Here is a 12124-nt window from a genome sequence, read left to right on the forward strand (position 1 = left end):
GGCTTCTACGATTGTGAACCTCTACCCTGGCGACCTCCATGTTCTGTCAATCGTGGTTCGGATCGGCTAAGGAGTATGGCAACAATCGACTTAGTCAACGAAGGGGCCTGCCTTGGCGTACGCCGTAGGCAGGCCCCTTCGCCACATCAAATCAGAGGTGGCACACGGCACAACCGGCCTCGTCGTCGTCTTCATCGTGAGCGTCGGAGAGGATATCCAGCAGTGGACGGTTCGGCTTCACACGCTTTGCGGCCCGCTCTAGAGCTGTCTGGTGCTTTGCCTCGATTTCGTCCCGTCGGTCTATCAGCTCATGCAGTGACTCACCCTGAGACCAGGTGTATTGCCGCTCCTGCATAGCGGTGCGTCGGTAGTTGACCTTCTCCTCGTACTGGATGGCCTTTTCGAACAGCTCCGGGTGGCGATCCTTGAGGCCGACCCACTCGTGCTTACGCTGGAAGAAGCAGAAGTAGCAACCGGAGCGGGTACGCCACTCGTAGTAGTCCGGAAGCCCGATGCCGGCCTCGTCGAGGATGCGGTCGACGCCTGCTCGGTCGATCCCGTCTTCGCGGAAGGGGAAAACCGCGGTGATGTTGGGCTTGGTACTGACGTATCCGAGGCGGTTTTCGTCTGCGCGGATCGCGACGTAGGAGATCACCTCGTCGTCCCCCACCCACTCTTCCAACGGCTTGATCTTCAAATTCTTGGTGCACCAGCGCATCTGAGGGCTGGGGAGGGTTCCCTGGTAGATCTCAAGCCAGTGATCGAAGTCGCGCGTCGAGTTGAGTCGCAAGATCGGCTTGCCGACTGCTGCCTCAAGCCGGTTGAGGTACTCGTACGTCTCCGGCAACTCCGCACCGGTGTCGCAGAAGAAGTACTCCATGTCAGGCACGCGATCACGCATGTGGACGGCGAGCGCGGAGGAATCTTTGCCGCCGGATAAGCCGAGGACGTGACGCGTCTTCCCGTTAGAGCTTGTGATATTAGTCACAGCTTCTCTTTCTTCTGAGGGGGAGTATCGGTGTCGGTTGCGGCGAGGCTTTCAGCTAGGGCGGCGAGCAGGATGCGTGCGCCGTCAGGGCCTAGTACTTCCTCAGCCTGCTTTATGACACTGGCAACAAGCTCATCAGCAGCCTGGCGAGACCGCTTTGGCACGTGGATGAGGGTGCGCTCCTCCATTCCTTGGGGAGTGGTGAGCGTCAGCAGATGAGTCTCGATTTGCTGAGGCTTGGTTACCGTTTTATCAGCGACCGGAGCTTCGTGCATTTCGTAGAGGTGGCTGACACGGTCTAGGGCACGTGCGACTTCCTTGACCTGCCGAGGGAAGCTCTTGATGTCTCGATCGGTCCAGTCACCGAGCGCCTTGTTCGTGAGACGGATGATGATCGGGTCAAGCCAGTCATCATCTGGCAGGTTCTCGTTGAGTACGCGAGAGACGAATCCCTGCAAGTTGAGTTCGAGCGAGGCGTTGGCAAAACCGTGAAGCCTTTCGGTCAGGCCCGACCGCAGCTCTTCGAGCTTTGCCGGCAGCCGGAACTCGTGGCTGATCGTCGCCACGACCTCTTGCCGCAGGGTGGCACCGGCACCGGAAAGTTCGTCCAGAGCAGTGACCAGACGTGAGACGTAGGTGTCGGCGCTCTTTTCATCCTCTGAGGTGTTCTCTCGGATCGGCTCAAAGCCCAGGGCCTTAGGCAGAGAGACAAAGACCAGCTGGTCAGGATCGGTCGCCTTGGACAGGACTTCGCGGATTGCGAGAGCTTCTCGACTAAGGCGCTGGGTCTGTCGTGCGTAGGGCTGAAGGACCATGACGCGTTCCAGCATCGCTCGTGTGACGGCGAGCAGCTTGGGGTTACGCGCTGTCAGAGAACGAGGAATATCAACGTTCATGGCCAGGGCCAGGCCCTCGACCACGACGCGACGCTGCCCCTGTCCAACAGGAGAGGCTTTGACTGTGAAGCGCTCCGGATATGGAACATTCAGCCGTTCAACGATCTCCGGAGTCAGCCTCTGGCAGTAGCTGCCCTCCTCGAACAGAGCAACGTCCTGAGCACGCAGAATGAGCGCCGTAACCACGAGGATCGGAACGACACCTGCCTTGACTCCATAAGGAGGAGCCATCAGCCGGTGATAGATATCGACGATGGGAGTGGGCTGCTTCGCGTTGGTCAGCGTCTCTTCGAGAGCCTCCCAGACAGCCATGACACTGTCGTTCCTCTGCGAGCTCGGGCGCGAGATGCCATGAGTAAGGATGCTGTCGGACTGGGTGTCGCTGCTGGACTCCCCTGCGGCACGGTGGAGCCCGAGGTACTCCACGACGCCGTGGTACATCGCCCGCTCAGGCGTGTACTTGTCCTTGTCATACCCAAGGAGGGGACGCCCTGAATACTGCAACATAGCGGTGAGCAGCTCACGGCGGGCGCGGGCGGCATTGCTGCTGAGCTGATGGCGGCCGACCATCTCGTTACGGATATGCGGGGTGAACGAGTAGACCTGGTCACAGGCTTTGGAAACCAGACCGGCATAACTCCGGGCTCTGATGGGTTCCCGTGGCTCGCTGTTGGTCTCGGTGCCCTTGTCCCAGAGATACCAGGTGGACCGCGGGCTCAGAGGACTGAACGCCTCGCTCAGCAGCATGCCGATACTCCGAGAGATGGTCGCAGCACGCTCCGCGACCTCTCGGGCAGCCACGTGGTCAAGGGCATCATCTTCTAGAAGCTCCTCCAGCGCCACGAGATTGATGCCTGCCTGCAGGACCGTTTCGGGGCTCTCTGTGGTGCCGACCAGAACGGGAAGCGGAGAGTTGACCAGGGGCCTGTTTTCCAGCGACCCGAGGTGATAGACGATCAATCCGTCTGCTGCGTTCTTTATGACCTCGGGGCCGTCCAGCTTCTCTGTCTGGTGACTGACCGCAGTGATGAAGTAGCGCAGCATTCCGGTGCGCTGGCTGTGTCCGCCGGCGACCACGGCGGCCGGGAGTACCGCCCCCAAATGCTTGTTGAAGTACTGGACTACATCGGTGGGGTCGATACGGGTAGCGATTTCCCTGACCCGCGCGTCGATGTCGACGTCGGTGCCCTGCCAGATGCGGTACTCATTGCTGTAGGCGCGATGGACGACGAACCCGTCGTCCACAAGCTTCTGCAACCGTTCTTGCAAGGCAGCGAAACGTTCGGCGTCTGGGGCATCGACCGGGTCATGTAGTGCGAACTGGATCATGGCCGGAGTGGCGCGCAGTACGCCATCGGCATCGATCAAGTTCAGAATGCCGATGACTTTGAGAACATCCTGGTCTTCGAGCGGTAGACCGTGTGCTTCGTTAAGACGGTTGTCGACCTCCAGCCAGCGACTGGCGTTGGTTGAGGCCAGGATGGTGGTACGGCCGGAGGCGAAGAAGTAGTCATACAGCTGTGGCAGGCGGATCGTGGAGACATATTCGGGCGTGTCCGTTGACAGTGTCTCCAGAGTACGGCGGACCGTATTCGGTTCATCGCTTGCGAGGAAGCCTGTCAGGCTGCGGTCATGCTGCCCGATCTGAGCTGCGAGAAGCGGAGCAGCGATAGCCGTGATCGGGTGCAGCGGGTAGAGGCCGGCGAACGTCTCCGCGGAGATGTCCACGATGGCATTCAGGGCATGACCACGCCATGCTTCTGCTGATGCTTGAGCCTGCTCTTGAATGAGCTTACGGCCCTGCTCCTGAACCGCGGAAAGGTCCAAGCGGCGCCGCATCAAATGAACAGCATCACCGAGGTTCGGGGCGAAGGTGATGTCTTCGAATCGCCCCTGGATCTTGGCCCACTCCTGGGTCTGGATGGTGCTTGAGCGTGCCGCGTAGTCAGTGAATGCCAAATGCTGGAGGGTGAATATGAACAGTGGCAGCCCTGAGCGACCGGCACCCTTTTCGGCGAGCATCTGGAGCAGGAACACGTCGCTCTCAGCACTGCCGGAATCGCCGCTAACGGCTAGATGCTCAAGTGTCTTGCCGAACTCATCGATGATCAGCAGGAGGGGGGCTTCAGCACACAATGCGGTGACGGCATCGATGAGATTTTCCGTCGTTGGCACCTCACGCCCCGAGCAGGCAGCGAAAGCCTGCGCGACACCTTCCGGAGGCTGCTCCTGCCACCTGCGCGCCACGGCGGTTTGCAGAGCCCGATACACAGTTGCCGCTAGGGGCTCTCGACGAGCGGTGGCGATCGCACCCAGGAAGCCTGTCGGAGCAAGCTCATCACGTACCCGAGCCAACCGCGTGGCATGGCCGGGGCTGGTCGCGGCGACCGCTGCCTGAGCTTCGGCCTGGCGGGACTGGTCATGCCCGAGGAAAGCATCGAACAGGTTCGACAGGGTGGACTTGCCTGAGCCGTAGGGGCCAGTGAAGGACCAGGCGCGGGTGCGCTTGAGATCGGCAACGGCATTGGTGACGCGCTCGAAGACATCCAGGGCACGTGCTCCCACGTAAGGGGAGCCCAGGTGCTCTTCGCGAACATCTCGCTCAAGGTTGGTGGAGCGCAGTTCAGAGCCGACCAGGGTGATGCCCGCCGGAATCTGAGGAGCGGCCTTGGCCTGGCGAGCGAGTAGAGAGCTCTTCTTCGCCATGGTTACGCGTTCTCCTCGATCAGTTCCAGCGCCTGCTGGGGCAGCTTCTTACGTGAGCGTTTTTGGTTGCCGCCGTCAAGGCCGGGGTACCGCTTGGTCCACTCCTGCGGCGTCGGGAAGCCGTCACGCTTTCGAACTTGTTCGTAGTGCTCATCAAGAACATCCCAGGCGAGTTCTTGTGGTGCCCTGGTAAAGGCCAGGCTCTGCTGGCCAAGAGCCTCGACGAGCTGCAGATCAGGATGCTCGCTGACAAGAGACTCGATGGCCTTGATCAACTCTGGTTCCCGTGTACGGAACGCGCGACCGGGGGCGCCAGGCTCGTTGGCAAGCCGGGCCAGTGAAATCGATCCGGCACCCGCTGAGAATCGGGATGCGTAATCCAGGCAGGCATAGGCCAAGACCGGTGCCGGCAGATTGGATCGGGCCCCGCTGGTGAAGTGCCAGGTCCGCTCCTTGCCCTTACCTTGGCCTTCCAGCAAGCCCAGTTCGCGGAAGGGACAGGCCAACAGGTCCTCGAAGCTGCCGGGGGAGAGCGGGTTGAACTCCTGATCGAGGGCGTACATCTTGATGAGGCAGTCGACATCGCGGTTGATCGACTCAGGTGCGGGCCATTTGTCTTCGCTGTAGTTCTCGCGGACATGGCGGGTGACGACAGCGGACATCTCGGCCGCGGTGACCCTGGAGAACGGGGCGAGGTGGAACATCACGTACCAGGCGGGAGCCAAGCACTTCATCTGAGGTTCGGACGAGAGTAGCCACCAATGCAGCAGCCAGAGGCTACCCGTGTCTTCGAGGTAGGGGTCAGCGCCGTCCTCGTCAAGCAGCCAGCGGGCTCGCCACGTAGGGGAGGCGACGAGGGCACGGTAAGACGGTTCCTCGTGGGAATGCTCCTGGGTGAGCTTGAAAGCCTGCGACCAGTACCGCATGGCATTGACCATGTTCTTACCCACGCCAAGAAGGACCGGTGCGTCCTCGCGGTGAAAGATCTCGCTGTTCTCTTTGACCTGCATGTACGCCTTATGGAGCCATCCGAAGCGCGGGGCGAAAGTTTCGTGACGCGCAAACCTCGGTTCGGCGGCTTCAACGAGCCGACTATCTGACATGCGGTAGAACCTTTCGAAAAGCGAGCTAAGCGAGGGTGCGGGGGTAAGGCAGATCAAGGTTTTTCGGTAGTGTTCATCACCGTTTGGACGTGCATTACAGCGCGGACGATGGCTTCTGCAGCCCGTTCGATGTCGTGCTCGGTGGTGGCATAGCCGAATGAGAACCGTACGGTGGAGTCGGCGTCTTCGCGGCTATGGCCCATGGCGAGCAGGACATGGCTGGGGGCGGGGGCTCCGGAGGAGCAGGCGCTGCCATCGGAGGCGGCTACCTCTGGCATAGCGGCCAGAACAGCGTCCGCTGGCAGGCCCGGGAAGGTGACACTGGTGACGCCTGGCAGACGGGGCACACGAGTGCCATTGATCCGGCAGTTGGGCACGCGGGAAATCAGTTTTTCCTCGAAGCTGTCGCGCAGCTCAGAGGTACGGACAGCTTCCTGCTCAAGCTGAAGCCGCGCGGCCTGAGCTGCTGCACCAAGCCCAGTTATCCCTGCTACGTTCAGTGTGCCCGCACGCCAGCCACGCTCCTGGCCACCGCCGATTAGTAAGGGGCGCTGTGCCAGGGGCGTACCACGGCGAACGAAGAGCGCCCCCACGCCCTGGGGGCCACCGAATTTGTGGGCCGAAAGAGACAGCAGATCGACCTCAACCTCGTTGAGGTCGAGAGGAAGCCGGCCAACATATTGCGTGGCGTCGGTGTGAACTAAAGCCCCAGCTTCGTGAGCTGCCTTGATGATGGGCAGTAGGTCGGTTAGGACGCCGGTCTCGTTGTTCGCAAGCATGGTTGTGACGACAGTCACCTTGCCGCTGCCGAGTGCTGTGTGCAAGAGCTCTAAGTCGATGGCTCCGTCCTCATCGACCGGCAGCACCGTGAGTGTCTCGGGAGTGTTCCCCGTGATGGCGCGAGCTGCTTCCAGCACAGCCGGGTGCTCAACGGCAGTGGTCACCAACAACCCCTCACTGGCATAAGCAGCACGCAGTGCCAAGTTGTTCGCTTCGGTCGCCCCGGACGTAAAAATGATCTCTCTGGGAGAGCAGTTCAGCAGCTCGGCGAGCTGACGACGGGCCGTGTCGACTCGGGTGGCGGCGTCCTGCCCTAGGTGGTGGACGCTGGAAGCATTGCCGACGCTTCGAAGAGCTAGAAGGGTGGCCTCCAGAGCCTCCGGGCGCAGCGGCGCGGTGGCGTTGTAATCCATGTAGATCACGTTCGAGCCCCTCGGTTCACCTGCCATGGCCCCTGCCCCTCTAGCAGCGATATGCTCCAACGTTCACACCTGGAGGACACCGTAACTGAGATCTCTCACCTCACCAGGAGTGCCTTGGGATCCTAACCAACGCCCAAGGGCGGCGAGGCCGGTCATTGGAAGCAGTGGCGTTCACGTTTTGTGGTCGATTAACAACAAGTTGTTAGTGGCGTAAGGCTAATAACCTGCCATAAGGGTTAAAACTTCCCGCATATCTACATGAGCCTCAGTCTATCTGGGCTTGGGCGATATGACGCTACATGCACCGTTTGGTTCTGAGACTGACCTCGCGAGAGCTGCGAAGTCGACACGAGACCGCGAACGTGTCGAAGCTAGGAGTCCGGTAAAGAAAGAGTCCGTTCGCGGTCTCGTGAGAGCTCGTACCCCCTGAGCATCTGCTGCTGGTCGGTGAGCAACTTTTTCAGGGTGCCAGAGATCTCGATGGTCGATACTGAACATGCCATTCGACGGTCAGAACAGCCCGATTTCATGGTTGTGCCGCAGGTGGGGATCAAGATAGGCAGGCTATGTGTGGGGACTACGGAGAGTGGAAGCGTAAGGACAGAGACTGGCTCCCTATGATTCGATGCCGGGCAAATGCTGAGCGAGCTGATCGGCGCCGACCGGATAACGAATATTTTTAAGGGTCCGGTAAGATTTGAGGGCTCTATCGATTTGCGCCCGAGAGTTTGGCGCCAGATGAACGAGCAAAAGCTCGTAGAGTAGCTGTGCATTTTCTTTTGCAGTGATCATCTTGCCCTTGCGGCTACTGTCTGGCGTGTCCAACCACACAGCTGAGAACGGAGAAGAAGCTATACGCCAATCCAGCCTTTCCAGCCGGTTGAGCAACTCTGACCAGTCGATTAGCCCTTCGTCCATGATGTGACGAACCGCCTTGGCTACCTGCATTTGAACAGCGGGTCGCATAAATGCATGTCCTTCACCGTCGCGTCCCTTTGGGGCACGAAGCTCACGAGGAGCAGTACTCCCTTCATAGCGGCTCTGAAGGTCGCCGCACGCTATGAGGAGTTCGTCTATACGCTGAGTGACAAGATCATAGCTTTCGTCTAGAATCTCGTCCTTAGCGCGCTGAGAAGCATGATTCATGCTCGGGTCTAGCTTGAATCCGATTTCCGTGATGAAGTCATACAGCACACCGATTGTTGTCCAGGAGTTGGCAGTAACTCCAACTTGGCGGCTGGCCAAGCGGAGCTCGCCATCGTACCCCTGCTTCGTGAAGATCTGGACGACTCCGTCACCTTTGAGGAAAGGATGCTCGTCGAGCATGCGGCGGGTAAGGATTGCGAAGCCATCGTCCTCGTCCAGTGCGATGTTCTCGCCTGCGGTTGTTTTAACGGCGTTGCGGTTGATATTAGTAAAGAGCCGACGCGTGCGACGACGTCCTTCCTCGCTGTCGAGGTGTGGGACAACGATGACGTTGATGTCTTCCTTGCCGAGCATAGGATCGCGTTTAACGGCATCCTTGATGGCACGAAGGCGGTGCTGACCATCGAGCGCGAAGAACTGGTGCGTTCCATCGAGGATCAGAACGCCGAAGTTGCGATCCATCCCATCCAGGACGCCTTGGTTTTCCATGCTTTTTTCGATCTCGACCGGGATGTAATTAGGCTCGCCACCCCAGGCGGCCACGATAATAGCGCCCAGGAAGCGGTTTTCGTTTGTGAGAAGGTAGTTAGTGATCTCCTCGGTGCGGGCGCCAACGCCACGCTGAATCATGGTCCCGAGATCTTTGTTACCGCCGAGCTCGTGGGCGAAATTGATCTCGCGGGCAACTGTCGCGTAGCTCATAAGGCAGGAGTAGTAGGTCCAGTTACCGACCTTTGCCTGAAAGGCTGGGACTACAGTTTTGGAAGGCATTGTCGTCTTTCTTTTTGGCTTTTAGTGATCGTTCGGGGAGCCTGAAGTGAGTAGGGGCATATGTGTGTTCTACTGCGGTACTGTCGTTTGGCTCGGCCAGGGTTGCAATGCACCGCTCTCCGCCGAGAGAGGCGCTGAACATCCAACCAGTGTTACAGAAGCTACAAAGGAATGTTCGCGCATTGAGCACGGAAGTGTTTCGATATACTGTCGGATTCATGCACCAATGAGCTTCTATGACCATCTATGACTCTTTGGTCCGACAGCGTCACAGACACACAGGTAGTGTGGCGATCAGGCTGACACACCTAAGAGTCCAGGTGTAGCGTCTGAAGATTCCTGGCAGGGTCGCTCTGGGCATGGTGCAAGGACAGTATGCGGATCATGGCGCAACAATCGAGCTACTTCACGTGGGTGATAGGTAGTCCCACTGCCAGGCAAAGCGCACACCGTTGTCACAGTGAGATTTGTACCGACAGGCCTCTTGGGCCTACCTGGTGAGCTGGTCGCTGTAATAGCCCTGGTCAGCCACAAACATGCAATAGTGGACGTGGCAAAATCAGCATCGTGCTGCCCCTGCTATCGGCATCGATCGGAGTGGGGTAGGTGCCCGGTCGCAGATCCAGGATGCTTTTCAACAGATGTTGCTTGACGATCTAGGGCCTTGGCCCCATGGGACTGAACTAAGCACCAACACCGTGGCGAGCAGCGAAAGAATTCTTGGAGCCCCAGCGCTTAAACAGGAGGGAAATCTTCGGGGCCGAGCCATGGGCGCAAACGCATCCAAGCAAGCTCAAGCAATCTCTGAGATCTTGTCTGGATGAAATCCTTATCCCATTTGTCGTTCTTCTCGCCTAATGCTGCTAGATGGGGCATGTACTTGGAGAGCTCTACGAGATTTCCGGTGTTTTCGGAAAATTCGATACCTTCTTTTGATGCCTCTGTAAAAATTTTTGAGGCATCTTCTTTTGACCGCGCCCCGAGTGCGGCATATAGCACCCTCTTCTCGCTCCATCCACGATTGCTTGCAGAACTATTTGCGGCTTGGGGGAGGAGCACTAGGTTGCCGATTCTGTGGATAACCTCCTTGTCGTTGCCAAGGTACTCACCCCATGATGCGTTCTGGTCTTGAGGTACTACGTGTTCCACGCTGAGATGAATTTCATCGCGCCACCCCCAGAATGTCAGGGAAGGGCTGGACTGTTCCTTGCCAACATTTATTAGCCCTGGCTGTTCCTTGTCTTCCACTGTATCGTGATAAGCGCTGAGCAGTAGAAAACGAGTCAATGCCTGGTTGATTTTATAGGTTGGAAGCAGTGAAGAGGTATCGACCCATTGCTGCCTGTTTGCGATCTGAACGTTCTTGGCGTGCGCAAGTCGGTAGACCAACTCTTGCCTCAGGCCGGCTAAGTCTATTCCCGGCTCGCGGCTGCCAGATATCCCTTTGCGGAGCGTTCTTGCAAGGGGGCCTATATGGGTACTTTCAACACCAGTCATAATCTTACGGTATTCCTGATCTATGTTTCCTGTCGTTCGGCGTGAAGCGCGCCAGAAAACAGAGAAAGCTGTTATGGCTTGGATAGCTGATTCCAGATCTTGTATGGCTTCTGGCTGTAGCGAGGAAGGACTGTTTAGGCTTTTGCTGTAGAAACGCACCAGTGGTCCAATCACAATGCTGTGATTAAACTTTCTCAGGAAGGCGATGCATAGTTGCATAGTGTCCGTTGTTGCCCCCGTGGGGAGTCTGCGGAAATTAGGAGTTCCGCCCTGCTCTGGCTCCCACACATGTTGTATAAAATCAGAAGTATCGCGAAGATGTTTTACGAATTTTAGTCGTTTGATAGAGTCTTGGGCATGGCGTTCATATTGGTCTTTCAGGTAAACTCGCTGATCCGCAAGTCGCTTGGGTAGCTTTTCGCCAGTCTCTGCAAGCGCAAATGAAATAAGTAGGTCCCGTGTGGCATTCTGCAACTGTGTGCCTACTGCGAATTTCGAGAGATAGTCTGTGATGTCGTTTATATATTTGCGAGACTCTGATTCTCGGTAAGCGCCAAGCCCTTCGGCGCTGACAACACGTGGTTTGAAGGTCTCGAAGGCCGTAAGTGGCTCGCCAGTGGTATTCAGAGACTCGAAAATCGTGAAGGCATAGTTCTCGTTCTTCCCCTTTACTACGGTGAGCGCGATTCGATTCAGAACATATGCCCCAAGGATGAGAAGGCGAATCAGCTCAGAAAATTCACGAGAAGGAGATACTTGCATCGCATCCAGTACGTAGTCGGGAAATTCATGGTTGAGTAGCGCTTTCTGGAGATCTTTTTTCTGAGCTATTTCCTTCAGGGTTGGCAGATCCTCGAAGCTCTCATTTGACTCGGCTCTTGCGAGGGAATTTATTATCGTTCGGATTTCTGAGTATCTCTTGACAAGATCGACTTCTCCTTCTATGAAGTCGGCTCGTGAACTAGGACGAAAATCAATAACCTTCTTGTCCTGGTTGCCGTCATCTATTGTTGCCGAATATGTTGATATTAGATGTGCGATAGGTGATTTATATACTGACTGGTTGGCCTTTTTGGACCACTGGTCAGTAAAAGCGCGTATTATTCGCGGATAGATTGGCGTGTCGCCGTACGACTGTCGCTCGAATATGGTTGCAGAGAGATTCTTTAGAATCTCAAGGGTTTGGCCATTTAGCCATTCCTCGTACGGCTCTTTGTCTTGGTCTGGTGTAGTAAAAATTTTTGAATGACGGAGTTTTATTTGATTGTGTAAACAAATGGAAAGGAGAACGAGGCTGCAGATCCTCTGTTGACCGTCAATGACCGTTAGGACTTTTGCGGGAACCTGGTCCATTATGATCGGATGCATGGTGGAGTAATTGGTGTCATGGATCGTAATAATTGTACCCAAAAAAGTGAAGCTATCATCGCTTTGGCCGAGCCTTGCGAGGCCATGAAGAGTGTCGTCGATTAGCCTTTCGACCTTATCTTTGTCCCACCCATAAGGACGCTGATAGGGTGGTATATACAACCCAAGCCCGTTCTCGCTCATCAGCTCTCGGAAGCTGCGTGATGTTGCCTCGAATATATCTTTGGCTTCTATAGGCATCTGCTCGCTCCTGAGCCGTCGGGGGGAGGGCTTTGCAGATCTACTATGCCATAGCTTTGCCGTACGGTAAGGGCTCTATGGAGTCAAACGATCTACGATCGTGAAGAAATGCTCATCCCGTGATATGTGTGGGCATATCCGGCATTAAGGATGTCCGAAAAGCTGGTATTCAAGTAACTTGTGTAGTTGACTGTTAGTGCGGTCAGT

At 56.9% G+C, this 12124-nt stretch carries 6 protein-coding genes; all 6 read right to left on the bottom strand.

What is annotated here, in order from left to right; translation table 11 throughout:
• Positions 1–151 precede the first annotated feature (151 nt).
• The 6 genes from ABT130_RS18105 to ABT130_RS18130 all read right to left on the bottom strand — a co-directional run bounded on the left by ABT130_RS18105 (position 152) and on the right by ABT130_RS18130 (position 11917).
• The gene (locus ABT130_RS18105) at positions 152–988 is read right to left on the bottom strand and encodes a phosphoadenosine phosphosulfate reductase domain-containing protein (protein ID WP_350956698.1); all 837 of its coding nucleotides are present in this window, start codon (positions 986–988) and stop codon (positions 152–154) included.
• Positions 985–4590 (bottom strand): ATP-binding protein, encoded by a 3606-nt coding sequence (locus ABT130_RS18110; protein WP_350956699.1) that lies wholly within the window; start codon positions 4588–4590, stop codon positions 985–987. Before ABT130_RS18110 ends, ABT130_RS18105 begins: the two co-directional genes overlap by 4 nt.
• A 2-nt stretch (positions 4591–4592) precedes the next feature.
• A complete protein-coding gene (locus tag ABT130_RS18115; RefSeq protein WP_350956701.1) occupies positions 4593–5693 on the bottom strand; it encodes a DUF4007 family protein in 1101 nt (366 codons plus the stop codon).
• Positions 5694–5746: 53 nt separating this feature from the next.
• On the bottom strand, positions 5747–6886 hold the full coding sequence (locus ABT130_RS18120) for a cysteine desulfurase family protein (RefSeq protein ID WP_350956738.1): 1140 nt from the start codon (positions 6884–6886) through the stop codon (positions 5747–5749).
• 624 nt (positions 6887–7510) lie between these two features.
• Positions 7511–8812: a DNA sulfur modification protein DndB gene (locus ABT130_RS18125; protein ID WP_350956703.1), complete on the bottom strand. Its 1302-nt coding sequence runs from the start codon at positions 8810–8812 to the stop codon at positions 7511–7513.
• A 735-nt stretch (positions 8813–9547) separates the two neighbouring features.
• The gene (locus tag ABT130_RS18130; protein ID WP_350956705.1) at positions 9548–11917 is read right to left on the bottom strand and encodes a DUF262 domain-containing protein; all 2370 of its coding nucleotides are present in this window, start codon (positions 11915–11917) and stop codon (positions 9548–9550) included.
• Positions 11918–12124 lie beyond the last annotated feature (207 nt).

The sequence above is a fragment of the Streptosporangium sp. NPDC001681 genome (genome assembly GCF_040298085.1).
Classification (GTDB): Bacteria; Actinomycetota; Actinomycetes; order Streptosporangiales; family Streptosporangiaceae; genus Streptosporangium.